Here is a 23,201-nt window from a genome sequence, read left to right as displayed (position 1 = left end):
CCCAGGCCCTACGAGTCAGGCACCAGCGTGCGTGCCCCGCGCCGGATCTCCAAATGCGGCGACGCCGCCCTGCGCAAGGCGCTGTACTTCCCCACCCTGTGCGCGATGAAACACAACCCCGTGATCCGCGCCTATGTCGAGCGGCTCAAACAGCGTGGCGTAAGAGGCAAGTCCCTCGTGTGCGCCGCCGCCAGAAAGCTCCTCCACCTCATCCACGGCGTGCTCAAGTCCGGCAAATCCTTCGATCCCAACATCCCCTTGCAAGCACAGGGGTAAGACGGTATCTACGTGATGCCCCCATCCTGCGTCGTGGTTGCGCAAGGCCCGCCGGCCGCGGGGGTAACCCCGTCCCATAAGGGGAGATCGGCGTGGCACGGCCGTAGGTCGGTGCTCCCGGCAGCCGACGTCTCCGCTACGGCGACGCCAGAGACTCGCCGGAGCCGCCGCGGCGGTGCTGCACGATCTCGGCGATGACGCTCAGGGCGATCTCCTCGGGGGTGCGGGCGCCAATATCGAGGCCCGCCGGCGAGCGCACGCGGGCGATGTCCTCCTCGCCCCGGCCGCGCTCGCGGAGGTAGTCCATCACCAGTCCGGCACGCTTGCGGCTGGCGATGAGGGCGATGTAGCCGGCATCGGACTCGAGCACCCGGTCCAGGGAGAGGTGATCCCCCTTGTGCTGGGTGGCGATGACGACGAAGTCTCCCGGTGCCGGGCGCAGGCGCTGGTAACCCGCGTCATCGGTAATGCGCTCGGCGGCCTCGGGGAAATGCTCGGCGGTGGCGCCAGGGTCGCTCACCCGCACGGCCAGACCCAAGCGGTCGCCGAAGGCGCACAGGGTCTCGGCGACCCGGCCGTGGCCGACGATCCACAGCCCGGGACGCGGCAGCACCGGCTCCACGAACACGCGCATGTGCCCGCCGCAGGGCATGCCCACGCCCAGGACCTCGTCGTCGAGATTGACGTCCACCACCCGGCCCTCGCCCTCGCGCAGGGCGGCCACGGCGGTCTGGCAGACGGTGGACTCGGCACAGCCGCCGCCCACCCAGCCGTGCAGCAGCCGGCCCTCGGCGTCGATCACCGCCTTGGAACCGGTCTTCGCCGAGGCGCTGCCGCGGGTCTCGATCACCGTGGCGAGGGCATGGCCCACGCCGCGTTCGCGCAGCTCGCGCAGTATCTCCAGCCAGTCGTCGCTCACGTCCCGTTTCCTCCTCCGGCGAGACGGACGAGGTCCGCCGGCGTGTCTATATCCGCGAGGATACCGGGGTCGTCCACCGCCAGGCAGGCGACGGCGTCTCGATGGCGCGCCACCACACCGCGGGCCCCGGTATCGCCGTCCAGGGCGGCGAGCGCCTCGCGCAGCTCGGCGGAGAAGCCGACCGGATGACCGGGGCGACCGTCGAGCTCGGGTCTTGCAATGAGGCTACCACGACGCAGGGCCGCCGCGACGGCGGCGACCGTGGTGCCGGCCACGGCGGGCATGTCCGCCGGGAGCACCAGCCATCCCGCGGCCGCCCCCGAGGCCGCGACCGCGGCGGCCAGGCTCGCCCCCATGCCACGCCGGCATGCGGCGGTGACGACCACCTCGCAGCCGGCACCGCGCAGCGCCTTCACCAGGGGATCACGGTCCGGCCGGGTCACGGCGACGACCCGGTCGCAGCCGGCGGCCAGCGCCCGGGCGGTGGCGACGGCCACGGGCGTGCCGTCCGCCAGCGCCGCCATGAGCTTGTCCCCGCCGAAACGCCGGCCCTCACCCCCCGCCAGCAGCAGCCCGCAGATCGGCCCGCTCGCCATCGCCGTATCTCCCGCCGAGGGCCCGGGCCAGCTGCTCCAGGCTGTGGAGGCTGTGCACCGGGCGGAATTCGTCCACGTGGGGCAGCAGTGCCCGCACCCCGCCGGCGCGGGCCTCGAAGCCGGACCAGCGCAGCAGCGGGTTGACCCAGATGAGTCGCCGGGAGAGCCGGTGCAGCCGCGCCGCCTCCCGGGCAAGCCCGCCCTCGGGATCCCGGTCCAGCCCGTCGCTCAGGAGCACGACCACCGCGCCCTGCCCCAGCAGCCGCCGCGCCCAGCGACGGTTGAAGGCACCGAGCATGGCCCCGATGCGCGTGCCGCCGGACCAGTCCGGCGCGGCACCGCCCACGGCCGCCAGGGCCTCGTCCACGTCCCGGGCGCGGAGCAGCCGCGTCACCCGGGTCAGCCGGGTGCCGAACAGCAGCACCTCCACACGCTCGCGCGAGTGCATCAGCGCATGTAGGAAATGCAGGAAGGTCCGCGCATACTGACTCATGGACCCCGAGATATCGCAGAGTACCACCAGTGGCGGCTCACGCCACTGGCGCTGGCGGTGGCGGAGCTCGATACCCGGCGAGCCCCCGCGTAGCCCGGCCCTGAGGCTTGCCCTCGGATCGACACGCGTCCCCCGGGGGTCCGGCCGGTAACGCCGGGTGGGCCGCGCCGGCGCCGGCGGGACCATGTCGCGGATCAGGCGATGGGCCCGGGCAAGCTCCTCGGCGCTCAGGCTCTCGAAGTCCCGGTGCTGAAGCCGCTCCCGGTCCGTCCAGGTGAGCGTCGCCAGCCCCTCCTCGGTATCGCCGGCCTCCCGCCCGCCGGCGCCCGTGTCCGCCTCCGGCGCGAGCGCGTCGGCGATCCGCCGCGGCGGCGGCCGGCGCGGCGATGTCGTGCCACCGCCGGCGGCGCGGGCGGCGAGGCGCTGTAGGGCACGCTGGGTGAGCCGGGGATGCTGCCAGAACAGCTCGAACGCCTGCTCGAAGACGGGCAGGTCGCTGCGCCGGCGCACCAGCACCGCGGCCAGCGCCGCGCGCAGGTCGGCGCGGTCGCCCACGCCGGCGGTGCGCACGGCCTCGATGGCGTCCAGGGTGCTGTCCGGGCCCAGCGGCAGACCGGCGGCGCGGAGCAGGCGCACGAAATGGGCGACGTTGGCGGCCAGCCGTCCGCGGGGCTCAGCCGTGGCGCTCATCCGCGATCTCGGCGTTGATCTGCTCGAGCAGGCTCTCGATCTCGTGGCTGTCCAGCCGCTCAAGGTCCTCCTGGTACTTGAGCACCGCCCCGAGGGTCTCGCCGACCACGGCCGGGTCCAGGCTGACCCGGTCCAGGGCGGTCAGCGCCTGGCTCCAGTCGATGGTCTCGGCCACCCCCGGGAGCTTGTACAGCGGCATCTCGCGCAGTCGCTGGACGAAGGCGACCACCATCGCGCTCAGCGCCTCGGCGGCCGCCGGGGCGCGGCGGCGTACGATGGCGAGTTCCCGCGCGGCATCCGGATAATCCACCCAGTGGTAGAAGCAGCGGCGCTTGACCGCGTCGTGGATCTCGCGGGTGCGGTTGGAGGTGATGACCACGATCGGCGGCTCCTCCGCGCGCACGGTGCCGAGCTCGGGGATGGTCACCTGGTACTCCGCCAGCACCTCCAGCAGGAAGGCCTCGAAGGGCTCGTCGGTGCGGTCGAGCTCGTCGATGAGCAGCACCGGCGGGCCCTCGGGCTGTGGCTCCAGGGCCTGGAGCAGAGGCCGGCGGATGAGGAAGCGCTCGGCGAAGATGTCATCGGCCAGGTGCTCCCGATCCACCGCCCCGCCCGCCTCGGCGAGGCGGATCTCGATCATCTGGCGCTGGTAGTTCCACTCGTACACCGCCGAGGCGACGTCCAGGCCCTCGTAGCACTGCAGCCGGATGAGCCGGCGCCCGAGGCCGGCGGCGAGGGCTCGGGCGACCTCCGTCTTGCCGGTGCCCGATTCGCCCTCCAGGAACAGCGGCCGCCCCAGGCGCAGGGCGAGGAACACCGCCGTCGACAGGCGGCGGTCGCTGACGTAGTCCTGCCCGGCGAACAGCGCGTCCACCGCCTCTATATCGGCGGGCAGGTCATCACGGTCTCGCGGCATGGCTGATCCGGTATCCTTCGCTCCGGGGAACCCTGGGTCCGGGCGGGTCACGGCCTGGCGTCCGACGGGGGCGGAACCCCGGTGACCGTCCTCATACGGCCGGCATAACGCCGCCGCCCGCCCGTGCCTCAACGCGACGAGGGCGCTACGACAGCGCCGCCGCTACCGCACGCCGCGCGATCACGCCCACGAGGTGGGCACGGTACTCCGGCGTGGCATGGAGGTCCTCGTTGAGCCCGCCCGGGTCCACGCGGATGCCGTCCAGGGCCTCGGGACGGAAATCCGCCGCGAGCGCCCGCTCCATTTCCGGGACGCGGAACACGCAGGGACCCGCGCCGGAGACGGCGACGCGCACGCCCTCGTCCGTCTCCGCGACCATCACGCTCACCAGTACGTACCGCGATGCGGGCTGCGGAAACTTCACGTAGCCGGCCCGCCGGGGCACGGGGAAACGCACCCCGAGGATGAGCTCGTGCTCGCCCAGGGCCGTCTCGAACATCCCGGTGAAGAAGTCGTCCGCGGCGATCTCGCGCTCGGTGGTTACCACCGTGGCACCCAGCCCCACCAGGCCCGCCGGGTAATCCGCCGCCGGGTCGTTGTTGGCGATGGAGCCGCCCAGGGTACCCATGTTGCGGACCTGGGCATCGCCGATACCGCCGGCGAGCACCGCGAGCGCGGGGATGGCGTCGTGCACGGCGGCGGCGCCGGCGACGTCCGCGTGCCGGGTCATGGCGCCGATGTTGAGGGCGTCGCCGTCGCGCTCGATGCCAGCGAGCTCGGTGAGCCCGCCCAGATCGACCAGGGTCGAGGGCATCGCCAGACGCTGGCGCAGGCTCTGCAGCAGCGTCTGGCCGCCGGCGATGAGCTGGGCCTCGTCGTCCGCGCCGAGCTGTTTCAGGGCATCATCGATGTCGCTGGCGCGGTGGAATTCGAATGCGTACATGGTCGTCTCCTTCACCCGTACGCCGGGCACCGGGCCCGGGTCGTGCCTACGCCGCGCGGCTGCCGCCGGCCTGCTGGATGGCCTGCCACACGCGCACCGGCGTGAGCGGCATGCCGATGTCGTGCACGCCGAGCGGCCCGAGGGCGTCGATCACGGCGTTCACCACCGCCGGCGGCGCGCCGATGGCCCCGGCCTCGCCGCAGCCCTTCACCCCGAGGGGGTTGTGGGTGCAGGGGGTGTTGCGGGTGTCGACGCGGAAGCTCGGCAGGTCGTCCGCCCGGGGCATGGTGTAGTCCATGTAGGTGCCGGTGACGAGCTGGCCGCTGGCGTCGTCGTAGACGCACGCCTCCAGCAGCGCCTGACCGATCCCCTGGGCGAGCCCGCCGTGGACCTGCCCCTCCACGATCATCGGGTTGATGACGTTGCCGAAGTCGTCCACCGCGGTGAAGTTGACGATCTCCACACGCCCGGTCTCGGGGTCCACCTCGACCTCGCAGATGTGGCTGCCCGCGGGATAGGTGAAGTTGGTCGGGTCGTAGAACGCCATCTCGTCCAGCCCCGGCTCCAGCGTCTCCAGCGGGTAGTTGTGCGGGACGTAGGCGGAGAAGGCGATCTCCGGCATGGACAGCGTGCGGTCGGTGCCGGCCACGCGGAAGGTGCCGTGATCGTCGTACTCCACGTCCGCGGCGTCCACCTCCAGCATGTGCGCGGCGATCTTGCGGCTCTTGTCGATCACCTTGTCGAGGGCGCGCATGATCGCCGTGCCGCCGACCGCCAGCGAGCGCGAGCCGTAGGTGCCCATGCCGAAGGGTACGCGGTCGGTATCGCCGTGGACGATCTCCACGTCCTCGATGCCGATGCCGAGGCGGTCGGAGACGACCTGGGCGAAGGTGGTCTCGTGGCCCTGACCGTGGCTGTGGGAGCCGGTGAACACGGTGACCTTGCCGGTGGGGTGCAGCCGCACCTCGCCGGCCTCGTAGAGCCCGGCGCGGGCACCGAGGGCACCGGCGATGTTGGACGGCGCCAGGCCGCAGGCCTCGATGTAGGTGGAGTAGCCGATGCCGCGGTAGCGGCCCCGCGAGCGGGCCTCGGCACGGCGCTGCTCGAAGCCGGCGACGTCGGCCATCTCCATGGCCGCGTCCAGGGTCGCCTCGTAGTCGCCGACGTCGTAGTTGAGCGCCACCGGCGTCTGGTAGGGGAAGGCGTCCTTCGGGATGAAGTTCCGCCGCCGGATCTCCGCCTGATCGATCCCCAGGGCCCGGCCACAGGCGTCCACCAGGCGCTCCACCACGTAGGTGGCCTCGGGCCGGCCCGCACCGCGGTAGGCGTCCACCGGCGTGGTGTGGGTGAACGCCGCGGTGACCCGGCAGTGGATCTTCGGCGTGCGGTACTGCCCGGCGAGCAGGGTGGCGTAGAGGATGGTGGGCACCGACGGCGCGAAGGTGGAGAGATACGCCCCCATGTTCGCGGTGGTGCGCACCCGCATCGCCTGGAAATGCCCGTCGCCGTCCAGCGCCATCTCCGCTCGGGTGACGTGGTCCCGGCCGTGGGCGTCGGTGGTGAAGGACTCCGAGCGCTCGGCGGTCCAGCGCACGGGCCGGGCGACCCGGCGGCTCGCCCAGGTGAGCACCGCCTCCTCGGCGTAGTGGAAGATCTTGGAGCCGAACCCGCCGCCGACGTCCGGCGCCACCACCCGGAGCTTGTGCTCGGGAATCTGGAGCACGAACGCGCTCATCAGCAGCCGCGTGACGTGGGGGTTCTGGCTGGTGGTGTAGAGGGTATAGCGCTCCTCGCCCGGGGTGTACTGCGCGATCGCCGCCCGGGGCTCGATGGCGTTGGGGATCAACCGGTTGTTGGTGATGTCCACCGACACGGTGTGCGCGGCGCTATCGAAGGCGGCGTCCACCTCGCCACCCTCGCCGATCTCCCAGACATAGCAGCAGTTGTCGTCGAACTCGTCGTGCACCCGCGGTGCCCCGTCCGTCAGGGCGCGGGCGGCGGAGGCGACGGCCTCCAGCGGCTCGTAGTCCACCTCGATGAGCTCGGAGGCGTCCTTGGCCTGCCAGTAGCTCTCGGCGATGACCACCGCCACGGCGTCGCCCACGTAACGGACCTTGCCCTGCGCGAGCGGCGGGTGCGCCGGCTCCTTCATGGGATTGCCGTCGACATCGGTGATCTGCCAGCCGCAGGGCAGCCCGCCGACACCGTCGGCGGCGAGGTCCTCGCCGGTGAGCACCGCCACCACGCCGTCCGCCTGCGCCGCCGCGGCGGTCCCGATGCCGCGGATGCGCGCGTGGGCATGGGGCGAGCGCAGGAAATAGGCGTGGGCCTCGCCGGGGAGGTGGATGTCGTCGGTGTAGCGCCCCTGCCCGCGGAGGAAGCGCTCGTCCTCGCGGCGGTGAACCGGCTGGCCGATGCTGGAATCGCTCATCGCTCCCCCCTCACATCTGCTCGGCGGCGCGGCGCACCGCGCGCACGATGTTGTGGTAGCCCGTGCAGCGGCAGTAATTGCCCTCGAGCCCGTCGCGGATGGTGGCCTCGTCCGGATCCGGGTGACGCTTCACCAGGTCCACCGCGGCCATGACCATCCCCGGCGTGCAGAAGCCGCACTGCAGCCCGTGGCATTCGCGGAAGGCGGACTGCATGGGGTGCAGGCCGCCGTCGGCGAGGCCCTCGATGGTAGTGACCTGCGCCCCCTGCGCCTGCCCGGCGAGGACGCTGCACGCCTTCACCGCACGGCCGTCCAGGTGCACCGTGCAGGCGCCGCACTGGCCGGTGTCGCAGCCGACGTGGGTGCCAGTGAGCGAGAGGTGGTTGCGCAGCAGCTCCACCAGGGTGGTCCGCGGGTCCACGTCCCGGGTGACCGCCTGGCCGTTGACGGTGAGCGATACGTTCATGGGCAGCTCTCCTCCTAAGCCTGAGCCATGGCGCCCCCTGCGGGGCGCGGCCGCGGACCTCTCCGGGTCCGTTTTTCTAAAATAGCCTGTGAACGGCGTGACGCCAGGAAACGGTACGGGGACGGGCGCCGCTCGTCGCGGGGGGCCGGCTAACCGGACGAATCCCGGCGCCAGAAACGCCAGCCCCCTTTCTTCTTGCCGGCACTCGCCTCGCCGGTGTCGTCCGCGCTCGCCGGGGGCTCCGCCGCCGGGGCATCGCCACTGCCAGCGGCGGAAGAGCCGGAGGCCTCGGCCGGCGCCGGCTCGCCCACGGGCTCACCGCGCAGGTAGGCCCCGAGGTTGTCGAAGAACTCGTCGGCGAGCTTGCGGGCGGCGCCGTTGACGATGCGCGAGCCCACCTGGGCGAGCTTGCCGCCCACCGTGGCCTCGACATCGTAGGCGAGTCGCGTGCCCTCGGGATTCATCTCCTCCAGCCGGACCGAGGCCCCACCCTTGGCGAAGCCGGCGGCACCGCCCTGGCCCTCGAAGCGCAGGCGGTAGCCCTGCGGGGGATCGGCATCCTCGATGGAGACGTGGCCCCGGAAACGGGCCTTGACCGGACCGATCTTGGTCTGGACCACCGCCTCGTAGCGGTCGGTCTCCAGCATCTCCAGGCCCTGGCAGCCCGGGATGCACACGCGCAGCGCCTCCGGGTCGTTAAGGGCATCCCACACGGTCTGGCGGTCGAACGCGAGCTCGCGCTCCTGGTTCATCTCCATGACACCTTGCCCTCACGGTGACGGTCTGGCGTTAGAAACCATAGACGGCGCCGGGGGCACGTGCACTGACGCGCTGCAGCAATACGGTCACAGGCGGCCATCGCGGTAGTCGGCAAACGCCTGCATCAGCTCCTCGCGGCTGTTCATCACGAACGGCCCGTGCCGCGCCACCGGCTCACGCAGGGGACGCCCCGCGACCAGCAGCCCGCGGCCCCCGGCATCGCCGCCCGCCCCGATCCGCACCGAGCCCCCCTCGCTCAACACCGCCAGCTCGCCGCGGGCCACGGCCCGGGCGGCATCGCCCTCACCGACGCTCAGCCCCCCCTCGAAGCAATACACGAAGGCCGCGTGGTCCGCCGGCAGGGTGAGCCGGTGAGCGGCACCGGCATCGAGGGCGATGTCCACGGCCAGGGGGTCGACGTCGATACCGCGCACCGGCCCCTCGACGCCCTCCACGGTGCCGGCAAGCACCCGCAGCCGCACACCGGTGGCGGGGATGATCACGGGGACCTCCGCGGGCGGAATGTCCTGGTAGCGCGGTGCCGTCATCTTGCGCCCGGCCGGGAGATTCACCCAGAGCTGGAAGCCCCACATGAGCCCGTCGCTCTGCTCCGGCATCTCCGAATGCACGATGCCGCGTCCGGCGGTCATCCACTGGAGTCCGCCGGGCTCGAGCACGCCGCTGTTGCCCTGGTTGTCGCCGTGGCGCATGCGGCCCGCGAGCATGTAGGTCACCGTCTCAAAGCCGCGGTGCGGGTGCTCCGGAAAGCCGGCGATGTAGTCGTCCGCGTTATCGGAGCGGAACTCGTCGAGCATCAGAAAGGGGTCGACGGCATCCAGGTAGGGGGTGCCGATGACGCGGGTCAACCGCACGCCCGCGCCGTCGCTGGCGGGCATGCCGCGGGCCAGGCGCGTGACCTGGCGGGTGTCGCTGCGGGGCTGATCATTCATGTCGCTCTCCGCTCCAGTGGGTTACAGGGATACGTTAGGAGCGTCTGAGCCGGAAACAAAGATGCTGGAAACGAATACGCTGTTGCCGCATCAGGAACAATCGGCACGACTGCCACGCCCACGGACGGCCGTTGACGCGGCGGGAACTTTTCTTTTCGGCGCGGAGGTTTCAGACTCCCGGAAAGCGTCGTTGACGTTAACGTAAAGCACAATCCGAGGAGGAGAGGGATGTCACGGATCGCATTCATCGGCCTGGGCAACATGGGTGCCCCCATGGCCACGAACCTCGTCAATGCCGGCCACGAGGTCACGGTCTTCGACCTGGTGCCGGAATCGGTGAGCGCCCTGGTGGAGGCCGGCGCGGCGAAGGCGGAGACCGCCGTGGCCGCCGCCGACGGTGCCGAGATCGTCATCACCATGCTCCCGGCCGGACGCCACGTCCGTCAGGTCTACGAGGGGGACGACGGGCTGATCGCGCGCGTCTCCCGCGACACCCTCCTGGTGGACTGCTCCACCATCGCCGCGGAGGAGGCCCGCGGTGTCGCCGAGAGTGCCGCGGCGGCGGGACTGGCGTTCGTGGACGCCCCGGTCTCCGGCGGCGTGGGCGGCGCCCGTGCCGGGACGCTCACCTTCATCTGCGGCGGCGAGGCCGCCGCGGTGGAACAGGCCCGGCCGGTGCTCGACGTCATGGGCAAGGCGGTCTTCCATGCCGGCCCGAGCGGCTCCGGTCAGGTGGGCAAGATGTGCAACAACATGCTGCTCGGCGTGCTCATGATCGGCACCTCGGAGGCGCTGAACATGGCCAGGGCCCACGGCCTGGACCCGGCCGTGGCCTCGGAGATCATGAAGGCGAGCTCCGGCAACAACTGGGCGCTGCAGGTCTACAACCCCTACCCGGGCGTAATGGAGAACGCCCCGGCCTCCAACGGCTACCAGCCGGGGTTCATGGTGGACCTCATCGCCAAGGACCTGGGGCTCGCCATGAACATGGCGGTCAACAGCGGCACCGCCACCCCCATGGGGGCGCTTGCGCGCAGCCTCTACACGACCCACAGCGCCCAGGGCAACGGCAGGAAGGATTTCTCCAGCATCCTGGAGTTCCTGCGCGGAGACGACGCCGGCTGACACGCCGGCGCCCGGATCGGGGACACGGCACCGGGCCGGGACGCGGCGTCCGCGCGGGCGGCGCGGCCCGCCGTGCTACCCGGCGCCCTGCCCCTCCTCGCGGAAGAGGTGGACGTCGAGCTGCGGGAAGGCGATGGTGATGCCCTCGGCCTCCAGCCGGGTCTTGATGGTCTCCAGCATGTCCCACTTCAGCGGCCAGTAGTCCGTGGCCTTGCACCAGGGCCGCACCCAGAAGTCCACCGTGCTGGCACCGAGGTCACCCACCACCACCACGGGCGCCGGATCCGCGAGCACGCGCTCGTCGGCGGTGATGATCTCCATGAGCAGGTTCCGGGCCCGGGACAGGTCGGTGTCGTAATGCACGCCGATGACCATGTCCACACGGCGGGTATCCATCGCCGAGTAGTTCACGATGGTGCCACCGGTGACGCTCGCGTTCGGCACGATGACGACCTTGTTGTCCGGGGTGCGCAGCCGGGTCTGGAAGATCTCGATCTCGTCGACGGTACCGCTGGTGCCCGCGGCCTCGACGTAGTCCCCCACCCGGAAGGGGCGGAAGAGGATCATTAGCACCCCCGCCGCGAAATTGGACAGCGAGCCCTGCAGGGCCAGACCGACGGCCAGGCCGGCGGCACCGAGGATGGCGATGAGGGAGGCCGTCTGGATACCGAGCTGGCCAAGCGCGGCGATGATCACGAAGGCGAGGATCAGCGCGTAGATGATGTTGGCGGCGAAGCTCACCAGGGTGTCGTCGAGTCGCGCGCGCTGCATCAGCCGGCGGCTGACGCCCTTGAGGCCGCGGGCCGCCCACTTGCCCACGTAGAAGATGACGACAGCGCCGACGAGGTTGAGCAGGAAGTCGGCCCCGTTCGTGACCAGCCACGCGTAGCCCTGCTCGTAGAGTTGCTGCATGTCCTGCATGTGTGACGCTCCGCGGTTGTTGTTGTGCGTGGCGCCGCCCCGAAAAGGCGTCGCACGCGCACATTAAAGCCCCCCGGCCGGGCCGGGGGCAACCGCGGAAGGACGGCGGCCCGCGAGGCCGCCGCCGGGTCAGATGGCGCGGGAGAAGCGCCGCAGGATGTCGGACTCGCCGCGCCGGCGATGGGCGTCGAACGGCATCGCGATCTGACGCAGGAACAGCCGCCCCTGGCGGGTCACGGTCAGGCTGTCATCGCCGATGACCACCAGCCCGTCCGCCTCGGCGGGGCGCAGGTCGGCGAGGGCGTCGGCAAAGTAATCCGCGAAGTCGATGCCGTGGCGCGCGGAGACGTCGTTGAAGTCCAGCCGCGAGCGGCACATCACCGCCTCGATCACCTCGGCACGGAGTTCGTCGTCGGCGTCACGCCGGTATCCCTTGGCGACCGCGAGCCGGCCGTCGTCGATGGCCTCGTTGTAGGCCGCGAGATTGTGGTGATTCTGGCTGTAAGCGCCGGCGATGTGGCCGATGGCGGTGGAGCCCACGCCCACCAGATCCAGTCCGCCCCGGGTGGAATAGCCCTGGAAGTTGCGCTGCAGGGTATCGGCGGCCAGGGCCTGGGCGAGCTCGTCCTCCGGCAGGGCGAAGTGGTCCATGCCGATGTAGACGTAGCCCGCCTCCGTGAGCCGGCGGATGGCGTCGTTGAAGATGCCCAGCTTCTCCTCGGGCCCCGGCAGCGTATCGGCGTCGATCTGGCGCTGCATCTTGAAGCGCTCGGGCAGGTGGGCGTAGTTGTAGATGGCCAACCGCTCGGGACGCATGCGGATGATCCGCTCCAGGGTCGCGTCGAAGCGCGCCCGGTCCTGCTTCGGCAGACCGTAGATGAGGTCCATGTTGGTGGAGGTGAAGCCCTCGCCACGGGCCGCGGCGAGCACCTGCGAGACCATCTCGGCGGACTGTATCCGGTTGATGGCGGCCTGCACCGCCGGGTCGAAGTCCTGCACGCCCAGGCTCACCCTTGAGAAGCCCATCTCCCGGAGCCGGCGCATGCGGGCCGGGTCCACCGTGCGCGGGTCGATCTCGATGGAGAACTCCCGCTCGGAGACCGGGGCGAACGGAAAGGCCTCGCCGATCACGCCCATCAGGCGCTCGAGCTGGTCGTCGTCCAGGTAGGTGGGCGTGCCGCCGCCGAAATGCAGCTGCGCCAGCGGCCGCGGGCCGAGCAGGGCCGCCTGGGCATGGATCTCGCGGATCAGCCGCTCCAGGTAGTGCTCGGCGTGACGGCGGTTGGCGGTGATGATCCGGTTGCATGCGCAGTAGAAGCACGCCGAGTGGCAGAACGGCACGTGCACATACATCGACAGGGGCTCGTCCGGGGCGCGGTGCGCGCGCACGTGGGCCACGTAGGCGGCCTCGTCCCAGCCGGGGTGGAAGGCGAGCGCCGTCGGATAGGACGTATACCGCGGGGCGGTCACGTCGTAGCGCTCGAGCATCTGCGGGTCGATCTGTAGGGTCTCGGACATGGCAACCTCCACGCACGCCCCCTGGGGATGGGTTCAGGACGGCGCATTTGTGGCAGGATAAGGCATAGATCAGGGGCTGCTTTTGATCCAGATCATGGCCGGCAAACATGGGTCTCGAAACACACCGGGAAACGGCGGCTTCCGCCGCTACGCCTGGCAGGCGCTCGCCGGGAGCTGCATCGCCCTGGGCATGCTCGGGGTGGCCCTGCCGCTGCTCCCGACTACCCCGTTCCTGCTACTCGCGGCCTACGCCGCCTCGCGCAGCTCGCCGGCACTGGCGCGCTGGCTCCACGAGCACCCGCGGCTCGGCCCGCCGCTGGCGGACTGGCAGGAACGCCGGGCCATCCGACCGGCGGCGAAGCGCACGGCCATCGGCCTGATCGTGGTGAGCTGGGGAATCATGATGGCGACGGTGGAACCGCTGCCGCTGCGCCTGGGCGTCTCGGCGCTGCTGCTCGGCGTCAGCGCCTTCATCGTCACCCGGCAGTCGTGACGGGCGGGGCATGGCCCCGCCCGCCGGGCCCTCAGTGGCCCTCGTGGTGGTGTGCCCGCGACACCGAGAAGATCCCGGTGGGCGTACGCACGTCCGTGATGGTGGCGACCTTCTCCAGCGTCTCGTCGTCGTAGACCCGGATCACGCCTTCCTTCCAGTCGCTGACGAACACGTGGCTGCCGTCGGCGTCCGGCTCCGGGTGCAGGGTCATCGTGCCCTCGTTGATGCGCTTGACCACCTTGAACGGGGGCTTGCGCTCGTGGACGGTGATCTCGTTGGACGCCGGCGGGAAGACCGAGTCGAACCACACGTACTTCATGTCCTCGCGGGCGCGCACGAACAGGCCCGGGCCGCCGCTGGGCACCTCGCCGACCACCTCGAAGGTGTGGTCGTTCCAGATCACGTTCTTGCCCTCGCCGATGTGCGGGGTCGCCGCGTACTCCACGCCGTCCTCGCGCCAGACCGCGCCCGGCCCCGGGTGCGGCTTGGTGCCGGTCTCGATCTTGGCCAGGATCTCCATGCTCTCCACGTCCAGGGCGGCGACGTGATTGGAGTTCTGGGAAGCGAGGAAGAAGACCTTGTTGTCCGGACGCAGGAAGCCGTCGTGCAGGATCTTGCCGACGTTACCCACCTTCTTCACGGGGAAGCCGGGCTTGTCGTAGTTGACCCGCCAGATCTGGCCCGCCTCCTTGAGCGCGAGCAGGAAGTACGGACCGACGCTCGGCTTGACGTCGTTCACCGAGCAGATGCGCGAATCCACCTTGCCGCCGGTGATCGCGGCGACGCCGTGGGTGTCGATCACCTTCACCGGCTCCAGGGTGTCGGCATCCACCATCACCGCCTGGGTCGGGATGTACATGCCGGTCATGATGTAGCGCCCGTCGTCCGAGATCGCGATCCCGCGGGCATCCAGGCCGAGGCGGATGCGACGCACCGGCTTGAGGCTGTAGAGGTCGTACTTGTACAGCCAGCCGTCGCGGCCGAGGTTGTAGGCGTAGCGCCCGTCAGGGCTGAAGGTGTAGCCGTGGGCGCGGGCACCGGCCTTGAGATGGGCGACCACCTCGAAGCTGTCACCGTCGATCACGGCCACGCTGAAGTACTCGCGCTCGGTGGCGAGCAGGAGGTTGTCCACCGGGTGGTCGTGGGTCGGCTCCGCCGGCTGCTCGGACTTGGGTACGAGCACCTCCAGGGAGTCCTCCATCTTCTCCCGGGACCAGTAGAAGCGCTTGGGCGCGGCGTTGTTCCAGAGATAGTCGGTGACCGCCCGGATCTCCGCGTCGGACAGCGCCTTGCCGATGGGATTGGAGTCCGTGCCCCAGGCGGGCATGGATGTCCCGGTGCGGCCGTGCTTGACGGTCATGAAGATTGCCTGCTCATTGAACGGCGTCAGCGGCCGGCCGGTGATCTTGGAGGTCTTGAAGCCCCCTTCGCCGTCGCCGATGCCCTCGCGCAGGCGCTGCTGGGTGATGTTCGGGCCGGTGGCGCCCGTACGCTTGGGGTTGTGGCAGCCGCCGCACTCGGAGCTGACAAAGGCCTTCACCGGGCGACCGTTGATGGTCTCCGCGGGTTTGGCGTCGAAACCGGCGAACACCGGGGCCGCCGTGAACGCGGCGGCGAGCGCCACGAGCACGGTGCCCACGGCGGTTCTTACGCCTGAGGATGACATAGTGGTATCTCCTGTAATGGCTTCCAACACGACTTCCGGGTACGGCCGGCCCCTGTCTGCCGGAGCGCCGCCCGGACGGGCGGCCGGCCGCTTATGAATATTTATTCCAATTACTACTTTGTAGGCGAAGTGCGCTCCCCGCCTTGAGCGGTATCAACCCCCGTGGAGCGCCTCGATAGCTGGCGCGGCTTCGCCTTCCGGCACCGCCCCGTCGAACGAGTCGGTGAACCAGTCCAGCCGGTCGCGCAGCCGCACCACCTCGCCGAGCACAACCAGGCTCGGCGGCTGGAGCCGCGCCTCGCGCACCCGCGTCACCAGGTCCCGAAGGCAGCCGGTGACCACCCGCTGGCCGGTGAGGGTCGCGCGCTGGACCACCGCCGCCGGATGCCCCGGCGCCAGCCCCCGCCGCATGAGCTCCTCGCACAGCCGCGGCAGCCCGTGCAGGCCCATATAGATGACGACGGTCTGCGACGGCTGCACCAGGGCCTCCCAGGGCAGATCCAGGGAGCCGTCCCGGAGGTGACCGGTGACGAAGGTGCACAGCCGGGCATGGTCCCGGTGGGTCAGCGGCATACCGGCATAGGCGGCGCAGCCGAGGGCCGCGGTGACGCCGGGGACGACCTCGAAGGACACGCCGGCGGCCTGCAGCGCCTCCAGCTCCTCGCCGCCGCGGCCGAAGACGAAGGGGTCTCCGCCCTTGAGCCGGACCACCTCGAGCCCCTGGCCCACGAGGTCCACGAGCATGGCGTTGATGCGCGACTGCGGCACGGTATGGTGGCTCGCCGCCTTGCCGACGTAGACGCGCTGCGCCCGGGCCGGCACGAGGTCCATGACCTCCGGCGCGGCGAGGCGGTCGTAGAGCACGGCGTCGGCGCGGCCCAGCACCTCCCGTGCCCGCAGGGTGAGCAGCTTCGGGTCCCCGGGCCCCGCCCCGACGAGGTAGGCCCGGCCGGCGCCGGGTTCCTTGCGCCATTGCAGCGCGGCCGGCTCGTCGTCGTCGATATCGAGGTGCAGTGAGGACCGCTCGCGCGCGCCCACCGCGTGGACCAGCACGCCCCGCCGGTCCGCCTCCGCGGCGACCCGGTGGTTGAGATCGACACAATCGGACGCCGCCACCGCCAGGTGACAGCCGTCGAGGTCCCCCTGCGCGAACGCCCGCTCGCACAGCGCCCAACCACCGGCCATGGCGGCCTCGCGCAGGGCCGGGCGGACATCCGCCGCAACCACGCGCAGCCGCGCCCCGTGGCGCCCCAGCCACGCGGCGAGCCGCCGTGCGCCGTCCCCGCCGCCCACCACGAGCACCCGCCGCCCGGTGAGCTCCAGCGTCGCCGGCATGCCGGTCATGACAGCGCCTCCTCGACGGCCGGCAGGCCGATCTCCGTGTCGTCCAGGTAACAGCCCGGGTCCTCCGCCCACAGGTTGCCGGTGAGCTGCCACGCCCGGGTGCGGGTGTTGCCGCCGCAGATGTCGCGGTGGGCGCAGGCACCGCAGCGCCCCTCCAGCGGCCGCGGCCGGCGGCGCAGCGCGGCCAGCATGGGCTCGCTATCGTCGCTCCAGATCGCGGAGAACGGCCGCTCGCGGACGTTGCCGAGGTTGTGCTGCCACCAGAACGTGTCCGGGTGGACGTTGCCGAGGTTGTCGATGTTGGCGACGTCGCTGCCCGAGGCATTGCCGCCCCAGGCCCGGAGCAGCCGCCGCAGGCCGGCGACCGCGTCCGCCGGGAAACGGCGCTCCGCCCAGTGCAGGAGGTAGACGGCGTCGGCGTCGTTGTTGCCGGTGACGTAGTCCCGCCGCCGGCCGGCCGCGAGGTCGGCGAGGCAGTGCCGGAACAGCAGATCCATCGCCCAGCGCGTGCGTCGGTGGACGGCGTCGCCGCGGCGATTGCGGTTGCCCCGGCCGGCGTAGTTGAGGTGGGAGAGGTAGAACTTGTCGATGTCCTCGTCGGCGACGAGCTGCAGCAGCCCCGGCAGGTCGTGCGCGTTCTCCTCGGCCAGGGTGAAGCGCACGCCCACCTTGATGCCGGCATCCCGGCACAGCCGCAGCGCGTGCACGGATTCGTCGAAGGCGCCGCGGCGCTTGCGGAAGCGGTCGTGGGTCTCGCCGAGGCCGTCCAGGCTGATGCCGACGTAGTCGAACCCGGTCTCCGCGATGGTCGCGACGTTCGACTCGTCGATCAGCGTGCCGTTGGTGGAGAGGCCGACGAAGAACCCCCTGTCCCGGGCACGGCGGGCGATACGGTGGATCTCCGGGTGCATCAGCGGCTCGCCGCCGGAGAGGATGAGCACCGGCACGCCGAAGGCGCGGAGGTCGTCCATCACCGTGTCGATCTCCGCGCCGGAGAGCTCGCCGGCGAAATCGATGTCCGCGGAGGTCGCGTAGCAGTGCTTGCACGCGAGGTTGCAGCGCCGGATGAGGTTCCAGATCACCACGGGCCCGGGCGGGCGCCCCGGCGGCGGGACCGAGCCCGGGGTGCGGAGGGCCTCGATATAGCGGGTCAGTCTGAACATGGACGGCCTCCTGGGGGCGGATCGCTTGCGGGGTTCGTCGCCGGTTCCGGGATTCTCAGACCGGTCTTCTTGAGGACACGGCGGCTGTAGAGCACCGCCGAGGCACGGGGGTGGTCGCCGAGCACCGCCGCAACCTCGCGGATCCGCGCCTCGACGCTGTCCCGGTCGCGGCCGTGGACCATGGCGAACAGGTTGTACGGCCACTGCGGCGGGTGGCGCGGCCGGGCGTAGCAGTGGCTGACGGCCTCCAGCGCGCCGACGTCCCGGCCGAGGCGGTCGACGTCGGTGTCCGGGACGTCCCAGACCGTCATCGCATTGAAGCGCAGGCCCAGGGCGTAGTGCTGGGGCACCGCGGCGATGCGCCGGATTCCACCGCCGGCCTGCATGGCCGCGAGCCGGCGGATGACCTCGTCCTCGTCCGTGCCGACGCGGGCGGCGACCTCGGCGTAGGGGCGCGGACACAGGGGCAGGCCGTGCTGGGTCGCGGCGATGATGCGCCGGTCCAGCGCGTCCGGGCTGTGCCCGTCCCCGCTCCGGGTCATGCCGTCACCCTCAGGCCGAGGTAGTATTCGGCGCGCTTGGGCATGAGGTGGACGCACAGGCCGGTCTCCGCCTCGATCTCGCCGGCCACCGCTGCCAGGCGCTCGGCGTCCAGCACGGCGATCACGAACCACAGGTTGAGCCGGTGGTCGCGCTCGTAGTTGTGGGCCACCTCCGGGTGGGCGTTCACCTGCGCCGCGACCACGTCCAGGCGCACCGGCGGCACCGCCATGGCGGCCAGGGTCACGGCGCCGCCGAGGGCGCCGGCGTCGAAGAGCGGGCCGACGCGGGAGAGATAACCGTCGTCGAGCAGGCGCCGGAGACGGTCGAGCAGCTCCGCCTCGGCGATGCCCACGGTCCCGGCGGCCTCGGAATACGGTGTCGGACTCAGGGGCAGGCCGCCCTGCAGGACGTTGACGATGCGCCGGTCCACGGCGTCCAGTTCGCCACTCATGACGCCACCGCCCCGGCGCCGGCCGGCGCCGGGGCGTAGCTCGCGCCGCGCTGACGGAAACACCGGCGGCTGAAGAGCACCTGCCGGTCCCGCACCGCCGGACCGGCGGCCGCCGCGAGCGCCTGCGCCTGGGCACGGACGGTGGCGCGGTCGCGGCCGTGGATCATGCTGAAGAGGTTGTACCGCCACTCGGGCAGGCGCCGCGGGCGGCGGTAGCACAGGGTGACGAAGCGGTACCCGGCGATGCGGCCGGCGACGGCATCCACCTGCTCGTCCGGCACGTCCCAGACCACCATCGCGTTGGCCCGGTAGCCGAGCCGGCGGTGACGCGCGATCAGCCCGTAGCGGACCACGGCGCCGCGCTCCCGCCAGGCCCGCAGCCGCGCGAACACCTCCGCCTCGTCGACGCCCGCCCGGGCGGCAACGGCGGCGAAGGGGCGCGGCACGAGGGCGAGACCGTCCTCCAGCGCCGCCAGCACGTGCCTCGCCGCCGGGTCCAGCACCAGCGGCTCGGCGGGCGGCCGCGGGGTGACGGTCCGCGGCGCGTCCCCCTCGCCCGCCATCAGGCCGGCGAGGTCCAGGTGGTAAGCGCTCTCCAGCGGCAGGTCCAGGGGCGCCAGCCCGGTATCGGCGGCGACGCCGTCCAGCACGGCATCCACTCCAGGGCGGCTCGCCGCGGTCACGACGAACCAGAGGCTGTAACGGTGCTCACGCTCGTAGTTGTGGTTCACCCCGCGATACGCGTTCACCTGTGCGGCGACCGTCTCCAGGCGCGACGGCGGTACCGCCAGGGCGGCCAGGGTGCTCGCCCCCACCGCCCCCGGGCGGAAGGCCGCGCCCACCCGGGCGAGCCAGCCCCGGTCGGTGAGCGCGCCCAGGGCGGCGATCACCTCGCCCTCCCCGGCCCCGAGGTGACGGGCCATGGTGCGGTACGGCCGCGGCTCCAGCGGCAGGCCGCGGGCGTAGGCGCGAAGCAGCGCTCGCGCCAGCCCCTCCGGGGCCGCCACGGTTCCCGCACCCGCGATATCCGCTGCCGCCGTCACCATGACCGGGTCCTCACAGGCCGATGCGATCGGCGCGATCGGTGAAGAAGATCCCGCTCGGCCGCGGCACCGGCAGCCGGGCCAGGGGCTCGTGGGTATCCGCGTCGTAGACGGCGACGGCGTCGTCGTCGCGCAGGGACAGCCACACCTCCTCGCCGCGGGCGGAGAAGGCGATGTGCAGCACGCCCCGCCCCGGGGTGAGGGTGTCGTCGACCTTCAGGGTGTCCATGTCGATGACCTGGACGGTGTCGTTGCGGGGGAAGGCGAAGTTCACCCAGGCCTCGCGCCCGTCCGGGCCCGCCATCACGAACACCGGCTGGCCGTGGACCGGGATGCGCGCCACCTCGTGCCAGTCGTCGCGGTCGACCACGAGCACCTCGTGGCGCCCCACCGCGGGCAGCAGGGCATAGTCGTCCACCATCGCCCAGCCCTCGAGGTGGGGCATCTTGTAGACCGGCAGGCGCTTCTCGCCGCGCCCGTAGCCGGCGAGGATCTCCCGGGCACCACGCTCCGGGTGCCACAGGTCGACCAGCGCGAGGCCGTCCTCGCCGAACAGCCCGGCGATGTAGTAGCGCCCCTCCGGCGTGATCAGGCCGTCGTAGGGCTTGCGCCCCACGCCCCTGATCCGGGTGATGGACGGCTCGTCGCCGCCGCTGAAGTCGGCGATCCAGATCTCGCCGGCCTCGTAGAGGCTGAACACGAACCGCTCCCCGGGGGCGTCCACCAGGCCAACCACCCGCGCCCGCTCGCCGTCGCCGTAGCGCGCCGGGATGCGCGCCACCGGCTCCAGGGTGCGGGCGTCGAACACGCGCACGCCGCCGGGCTCGTAGTTGGACACGGCCACCAGCCGGCCATCGCCGGAGATGGCACCGCCGATGCTGTTGCCCGCCTGCTGCACGCGCGCGACGATGCGCCCGCGCAGCAGATCCACCTTGGTCAGTGCGCCATCGCGGCCGAACACGTAGGCGAAGCGCTCGTCCCGGGAGAACACCGCGGAGGCGTGGGAGAGATCGCCGAGGCCGTCGATCTCCGCGAGTTCGGCCCGCTCGCTGGCGTCCACCAGGGAGACCCGGCCGTCGGCGCGCTGGACGATCAGCCCCAGATCGCCGGTGCCCCGCGGGGCCGGGGTGGTGGCACAGCCGCCGAGCAGCGCGGCGGCGAGCAGCAGCGGCCATGCACGGAAAGCCATGGCAGCGGCACGGGCATATCGGGTCATCGGTCATTCTCCTGGAGGTACCGCCCGGACTTCAGGCCGCGGGCGATGGCGCGGATCTCGGCAGGGCTGAACAGCGGCCCGAAGGGTGGCATGGCGGTACCCGGGCGGCCGTGCTCGATGGTCGCGGCAAGGGCGCCGACGTCACGCCCGGACAGCGCGGAGGCGGTGATGTCCGGTCCCAGACCGCCGGTCAGCCGCAGGCCATGGCAGGCACCGCAGTCCTCGCGCACGATGGAGCCGAGACTGCGCCCGCGCAGGGCGGCGGGACGCTCGGCATCCGCGGGGGTACCGGCGGCGGAGAGGGCGGGCACGGTGACGGCAATCAGCAGGAGCGGAAACGCCGTGCGGCGAAGTCGCCGCAGGAATGCAGAATTACGGATGAGCATGCCGTCCCCCGGGCTGTAATCCTCGCCCCGGGACGCCGGTGCGACCGGGGGCAGGGACCTCGTATCGGCCACCGAAGAGTAGCCATTCGGGGTCAGGCTATAAGATGTATACGATTTATTAGTTGATATCCATCAACCGAAGACCAAACGTCACGAAAGGGTCTCGATGCGGGCGATCAGGTCGTCCGCGGCGGCATTGGCCTCGGTGACGAGATGCTCGAACTGGGGGCGCAGATCGCCGGGCACGGCCTCGTCCAGCGCCCGCTTGGCCGCGGCGGCGAGCCGCCGTTCGTCGTCACTGCGCTCGCGCAGCAGCCGCCCCGCGCCACGCTCGGCGAAGCGGGCGATGAGCCGGTCACCCAGCTCGTGGAGGCTGTCCAGCTCGGCGTCCGCCGCGTGTGGGAGATCGCCATGGCTGCGCAGCCCGAGGGCCAGGCGGTCCGCCAGGGCCTCGCGATCGCCGGCCAGGCGCTGGAGCGCGCCCGCCACCGCGGCGTCGTCGATCACCTCCGCGGTGTAGCGGTGGTGCCGTGCGTTGGTCTGACACTGGACCATCACGTCGTTGACGGCCACCAGGGCCGGATCACGTAGCAGGCTCATCCTCCACCTCCGCGCTGATGCCGGGCCCGGAACACCCCGATAGCCAGACCGCCCGGGCCCGGTAATGCCAACCTTCCGGGCGATTGTGCGCCTTGCCCGCAGAGCGTGCGAGCGCCGGCTTAGCGGGTGTGCGTGATACCGCGCAACACCGGCGACGAGGGTGCCGCCGCACCTACCGGTTTGAACCATACCGCGACTGTCCCGCCGCGTCGCCCGTCACTCATGCCAGACCGCTACACGACGTTCCTCACCCCCTGCCACAGCCGCTGTATGGACGGCGCGGCGGCGTCGCCGCTGCCCGGGTCGATGACCACCGGGAGCTCGCCCGGACAGACCTCGAACGTCGCGGGGGTGTACGCAATGATCTCGCCATCGGCGAGGATCCGCCGGTGTCGTCGGGTGCGGACAGTCAGCACCTGCGCCTGCGCACGCCAGACCGGGCTGCCGGCCACTCCGCCGCGCCAGACATCCCAGGCGGCTCGGAGCAGGCCCAGCCGCCCCTGGGGCGGGACGCAGTAGGCATCCAGCAGACCGTCGTCGATGCCGGCCTCGGCCTGCACTGGCACGCCGCCACCGTAGTAACGGCCGTTGCCCACGGCGAAATGCAGCGCACGCAGGCGCTCGGTGCGGCCATCGACCTCGACTTCCAGCCGGAACGAGCGTAGCCGGCCCGCTGTACGCAGCAGTGCCACCGGGTAGCTCAGCGCGCGCCAGCGGCGCTTGTCGCCCTCGCCCAGGCCTTCGTTCCGGGCACGCACGCCCAGCCCGATGTGGGCGACGTTGCAGAAATAACGGCCGTTGACCCGACCCAGATCGATGCGGTGGACGGAACCATCCACCGCGATGGCGGCGGCACCAGCAGGATCGAACGGGATGCCCAGGGTCCGGGCAAGGTCGTTGGCGGTGCCCAGCGGCAGCACCGCCAGCGGCGTGGTGCCGCCGGCCAGGGCACCGAGGGCGGCGTTGACGGTGCCGTCCCCGCCGGCGACGACCACCGCATCCACGGTGGCGGCGACGGCGGCAATACCCGCGCGCAACGCATCGCCATTGGCGGGCCAGTGGCAGCGATACTCGACGCCGCAACGCTCGAAGACCGCCAGCGCCGCGTCCAGCGGGCCGCCGGCGCGCCCGGCCGCGGCGTTCGCGAACACCGCCAGTCGCCGGCGCGGCTCGCCGCGGTGCGGCTGGGACTGGGTCTCCAACATGCGCGCCCTCCGGGCCCCTCGCCACCGGGCGGCGACGGTGTCAGTCCGTCGACCGGCCCATATCACCAAACCCCGCCCCGCCGGCGGG

Annotated in this window: 24 protein-coding genes; 3 read left to right on the top strand and 21 right to left on the bottom strand. The window is 71.6% G+C overall.

Annotation, left to right across the window (positions count from 1 at the left end; genetic code table 11):
• The coding region (locus C516_RS0116915; RefSeq protein ID WP_018719166.1) for a transposase at nt 1-276 on the top strand (276 nt) is incomplete at its 5' end.
• A gap of 136 nt (nt 277-412) precedes the next feature.
• Here C516_RS0116915 and C516_RS0116910 read toward each other — a convergent pair.
• The 9 genes from C516_RS0116910 to C516_RS0116870 all read right to left on the bottom strand — a co-directional run bounded on the left by C516_RS0116910 (nt 413) and on the right by C516_RS0116870 (nt 9,439).
• Nucleotides 413-1,195 (bottom strand): XdhC family protein, encoded by a 783-nt coding sequence (locus tag C516_RS0116910; protein ID WP_018719607.1) that lies wholly within the window; start codon nt 1,193-1,195, stop codon nt 413-415.
• Nucleotides 1,192-1,791, bottom strand: coding sequence for a nucleotidyltransferase family protein (locus C516_RS0116905; protein ID WP_018719606.1), 600 nt, complete (start codon nt 1,789-1,791; stop codon nt 1,192-1,194). The genes C516_RS0116910 and C516_RS0116905 overlap by 4 nt, the downstream gene beginning before the upstream one ends.
• The gene (locus C516_RS0116900) at nt 1,748-2,974 is read right to left on the bottom strand and encodes a vWA domain-containing protein (RefSeq protein WP_018719605.1); all 1,227 of its coding nucleotides are present in this window, start codon (nt 2,972-2,974) and stop codon (nt 1,748-1,750) included. The genes C516_RS0116905 and C516_RS0116900 overlap by 44 nt, the downstream gene beginning before the upstream one ends.
• Complete coding sequence (locus C516_RS0116895) at nt 2,958-3,890, bottom strand: AAA family ATPase (RefSeq protein ID WP_018719604.1); 933 nt, start codon at nt 3,888-3,890, stop codon at nt 2,958-2,960. Before C516_RS0116895 ends, C516_RS0116900 begins: the two co-directional genes overlap by 17 nt.
• A gap of 145 nt (nt 3,891-4,035) precedes the next feature.
• Complete coding sequence (locus tag C516_RS0116890) at nt 4,036-4,833, bottom strand: FAD binding domain-containing protein (protein WP_018719603.1); 798 nt, start codon at nt 4,831-4,833, stop codon at nt 4,036-4,038.
• Between the two features lie 46 nt (nt 4,834-4,879).
• Nucleotides 4,880-7,264, bottom strand: coding sequence for a xanthine dehydrogenase family protein molybdopterin-binding subunit (locus C516_RS0116885; RefSeq protein WP_018719602.1), 2,385 nt, complete (start codon nt 7,262-7,264; stop codon nt 4,880-4,882).
• A gap of 10 nt (nt 7,265-7,274) precedes the next feature.
• Entirely contained in the window at nt 7,275-7,730 is a 456-nt protein-coding gene (locus tag C516_RS0116880) for a (2Fe-2S)-binding protein (protein WP_018719601.1), read from the bottom strand.
• 149 nt (nt 7,731-7,879) lie between these two features.
• Nucleotides 7,880-8,488: an SRPBCC family protein gene (locus C516_RS19975; protein WP_018719600.1), complete on the bottom strand. Its 609-nt coding sequence runs from the start codon at nt 8,486-8,488 to the stop codon at nt 7,880-7,882.
• Nucleotides 8,489-8,575: 87 nt separating this feature from the next.
• Nucleotides 8,576-9,439 (bottom strand): pirin family protein, encoded by an 864-nt coding sequence (locus tag C516_RS0116870; protein ID WP_018719599.1) that lies wholly within the window; start codon nt 9,437-9,439, stop codon nt 8,576-8,578.
• A 228-nt stretch (nt 9,440-9,667) separates the two neighbouring features.
• Here C516_RS0116870 and mmsB point away from each other — a divergent pair, with 228 nt between their 5' ends.
• Nucleotides 9,668-10,564, top strand: coding sequence for a 3-hydroxyisobutyrate dehydrogenase (gene mmsB, locus C516_RS0116865; RefSeq protein WP_018719598.1), 897 nt, complete (start codon nt 9,668-9,670; stop codon nt 10,562-10,564).
• Between the two features lie 75 nt (nt 10,565-10,639).
• On the opposite strand, the gene C516_RS0116860 is transcribed toward mmsB, so the two are convergent.
• Both C516_RS0116860 and hemN read right to left on the bottom strand, forming a co-directional pair.
• Entirely contained in the window at nt 10,640-11,485 is an 846-nt protein-coding gene (locus C516_RS0116860; protein ID WP_018719597.1) for a mechanosensitive ion channel family protein, read from the bottom strand.
• A gap of 129 nt (nt 11,486-11,614) precedes the next feature.
• Entirely contained in the window at nt 11,615-13,003 is a 1,389-nt protein-coding gene (gene hemN / locus C516_RS0116855; RefSeq protein ID WP_018719596.1) for an oxygen-independent coproporphyrinogen III oxidase, read from the bottom strand.
• Between the two features lie 94 nt (nt 13,004-13,097).
• On the opposite strand from hemN, the gene C516_RS0116850 reads away from it, so the two are divergent.
• Nucleotides 13,098-13,496: a YbaN family protein gene (locus C516_RS0116850; protein ID WP_026321260.1), complete on the top strand. Its 399-nt coding sequence runs from the start codon at nt 13,098-13,100 to the stop codon at nt 13,494-13,496.
• A 31-nt stretch (nt 13,497-13,527) separates the two neighbouring features.
• On the opposite strand, the gene C516_RS0116840 is transcribed toward C516_RS0116850, so the two are convergent.
• From C516_RS0116840 to C516_RS19965, 10 genes are all read right to left on the bottom strand, one after another.
• Nucleotides 13,528-15,162, bottom strand: a complete 1,635-nt coding sequence (locus C516_RS0116840) for a nitrite reductase (RefSeq protein ID WP_084594260.1) — start codon at nt 15,160-15,162, stop codon at nt 13,528-13,530.
• Between the two features lie 153 nt (nt 15,163-15,315).
• Nucleotides 15,316-16,506 (bottom strand): uroporphyrinogen-III C-methyltransferase, encoded by a 1,191-nt coding sequence (cobA, locus tag C516_RS19970; protein ID WP_018719593.1) that lies wholly within the window; start codon nt 16,504-16,506, stop codon nt 15,316-15,318.
• The gene (gene nirJ, locus C516_RS0116830; RefSeq protein WP_018719592.1) at nt 16,503-17,669 is read right to left on the bottom strand and encodes a heme d1 biosynthesis radical SAM protein NirJ; all 1,167 of its coding nucleotides are present in this window, start codon (nt 17,667-17,669) and stop codon (nt 16,503-16,505) included. The genes cobA and nirJ overlap by 4 nt, the downstream gene beginning before the upstream one ends.
• Nucleotides 17,657-18,211 carry a siroheme decarboxylase subunit beta gene (ahbB, locus tag C516_RS21335; protein WP_018719591.1) on the bottom strand — a complete coding sequence of 185 codons (555 nt, stop codon included), beginning with the start codon at nt 18,209-18,211 and terminating at the stop codon, nt 17,657-17,659. Before ahbB (C516_RS21335) ends, nirJ begins: the two co-directional genes overlap by 13 nt.
• Nucleotides 18,208-18,663 (bottom strand): AsnC family transcriptional regulator, encoded by a 456-nt coding sequence (locus C516_RS21330; RefSeq protein ID WP_018719590.1) that lies wholly within the window; start codon nt 18,661-18,663, stop codon nt 18,208-18,210. The genes ahbB (C516_RS21335) and C516_RS21330 overlap by 4 nt, the downstream gene beginning before the upstream one ends.
• Nucleotides 18,660-19,709: a siroheme decarboxylase subunit beta gene (gene ahbB / locus C516_RS0116815; RefSeq protein ID WP_018719589.1), complete on the bottom strand. Its 1,050-nt coding sequence runs from the start codon at nt 19,707-19,709 to the stop codon at nt 18,660-18,662. Before ahbB (C516_RS0116815) ends, C516_RS21330 begins: the two co-directional genes overlap by 4 nt.
• A gap of 10 nt (nt 19,710-19,719) precedes the next feature.
• Nucleotides 19,720-20,922 (bottom strand): cytochrome D1 domain-containing protein, encoded by a 1,203-nt coding sequence (locus C516_RS0116810; protein WP_018719588.1) that lies wholly within the window; start codon nt 20,920-20,922, stop codon nt 19,720-19,722.
• Nucleotides 20,919-21,308, bottom strand: a complete 390-nt coding sequence (locus C516_RS0116805; RefSeq protein WP_018719587.1) for a c-type cytochrome — start codon at nt 21,306-21,308, stop codon at nt 20,919-20,921. Before C516_RS0116805 ends, C516_RS0116810 begins: the two co-directional genes overlap by 4 nt.
• A gap of 150 nt (nt 21,309-21,458) precedes the next feature.
• Entirely contained in the window at nt 21,459-21,908 is a 450-nt protein-coding gene (locus tag C516_RS0116800) for a hypothetical protein (RefSeq protein ID WP_018719586.1), read from the bottom strand.
• Between the two features lie 233 nt (nt 21,909-22,141).
• A complete protein-coding gene (locus tag C516_RS19965; RefSeq protein WP_018719585.1) occupies nt 22,142-23,113 on the bottom strand; it encodes a YegS/Rv2252/BmrU family lipid kinase in 972 nt (323 codons plus the stop codon).
• Between the last annotated feature and the right edge of the window lie 88 nt (nt 23,114-23,201).

The organism is Arhodomonas aquaeolei DSM 8974 (genome assembly GCF_000374645.1).
GTDB lineage: Bacteria > Pseudomonadota > Gammaproteobacteria > Nitrococcales > Nitrococcaceae > Arhodomonas > Arhodomonas aquaeolei.
The sequence above is the reverse complement of the archived record's forward strand: the minus strand, read 5'-3'. Positions and strand labels throughout refer to the sequence as shown.

Coding starts and splice junctions, on each gene's coding strand:
- hemN (WP_018719596.1), bottom strand. CDS start 13,003: ATGTCCGAGACCCTACAGATCGACCCGCAGATGCTCGAGCGCTACGAC.
- C516_RS0116880 (WP_018719601.1), bottom strand. CDS start 7,730: ATGAACGTATCGCTCACCGTCAACGGCCAGGCGGTCACCCGGGACGTG.
- C516_RS0116810 (WP_018719588.1), bottom strand. CDS start 20,922: ATGACCCGATATGCCCGTGCCGCTGCCATGGCTTTCCGTGCATGGCCG.
- C516_RS0116885 (WP_018719602.1), bottom strand. CDS start 7,264: ATGAGCGATTCCAGCATCGGCCAGCCGGTTCACCGCCGCGAGGACGAG.
- cobA (WP_018719593.1), bottom strand. CDS start 16,506: ATGACCGGCATGCCGGCGACGCTGGAGCTCACCGGGCGGCGGGTGCTC.
- C516_RS0116900 (WP_018719605.1), bottom strand. CDS start 2,974: ATGAGCGCCACGGCTGAGCCCCGCGGACGGCTGGCCGCCAACGTCGCC.
- nirJ (WP_018719592.1), bottom strand. CDS start 17,669: ATGTTCAGACTGACCCGCTATATCGAGGCCCTCCGCACCCCGGGCTCG.
- mmsB (WP_018719598.1), top strand. CDS start 9,668: ATGTCACGGATCGCATTCATCGGCCTGGGCAACATGGGTGCCCCCATG.
- C516_RS0116800 (WP_018719586.1), bottom strand. CDS start 21,908: ATGAGCCTGCTACGTGATCCGGCCCTGGTGGCCGTCAACGACGTGATG.
- C516_RS0116895 (WP_018719604.1), bottom strand. CDS start 3,890: ATGCCGCGAGACCGTGATGACCTGCCCGCCGATATAGAGGCGGTGGAC.
- C516_RS0116860 (WP_018719597.1), bottom strand. CDS start 11,485: ATGCAGGACATGCAGCAACTCTACGAGCAGGGCTACGCGTGGCTGGTC.
- ahbB (WP_018719591.1), bottom strand. CDS start 18,211: ATGACCCGGAGCGGGGACGGGCACAGCCCGGACGCGCTGGACCGGCGC.
- C516_RS0116850 (WP_026321260.1), top strand. CDS start 13,098: ATGGCCGGCAAACATGGGTCTCGAAACACACCGGGAAACGGCGGCTTC.
- C516_RS0116890 (WP_018719603.1), bottom strand. CDS start 4,833: ATGTACGCATTCGAATTCCACCGCGCCAGCGACATCGATGATGCCCTG.
- C516_RS19965 (WP_018719585.1), bottom strand. CDS start 23,113: ATGTTGGAGACCCAGTCCCAGCCGCACCGCGGCGAGCCGCGCCGGCGA.
- C516_RS21330 (WP_018719590.1), bottom strand. CDS start 18,663: ATGAGTGGCGAACTGGACGCCGTGGACCGGCGCATCGTCAACGTCCTG.
- C516_RS0116805 (WP_018719587.1), bottom strand. CDS start 21,308: ATGCTCATCCGTAATTCTGCATTCCTGCGGCGACTTCGCCGCACGGCG.
- C516_RS0116870 (WP_018719599.1), bottom strand. CDS start 9,439: ATGAATGATCAGCCCCGCAGCGACACCCGCCAGGTCACGCGCCTGGCC.
- C516_RS0116840 (WP_084594260.1), bottom strand. CDS start 15,162: ATGTCATCCTCAGGCGTAAGAACCGCCGTGGGCACCGTGCTCGTGGCG.
- C516_RS0116905 (WP_018719606.1), bottom strand. CDS start 1,791: ATGGCGAGCGGGCCGATCTGCGGGCTGCTGCTGGCGGGGGGTGAGGGC.
- C516_RS19975 (WP_018719600.1), bottom strand. CDS start 8,488: ATGGAGATGAACCAGGAGCGCGAGCTCGCGTTCGACCGCCAGACCGTG.
- ahbB (WP_018719589.1), bottom strand. CDS start 19,709: ATGGTGACGGCGGCAGCGGATATCGCGGGTGCGGGAACCGTGGCGGCC.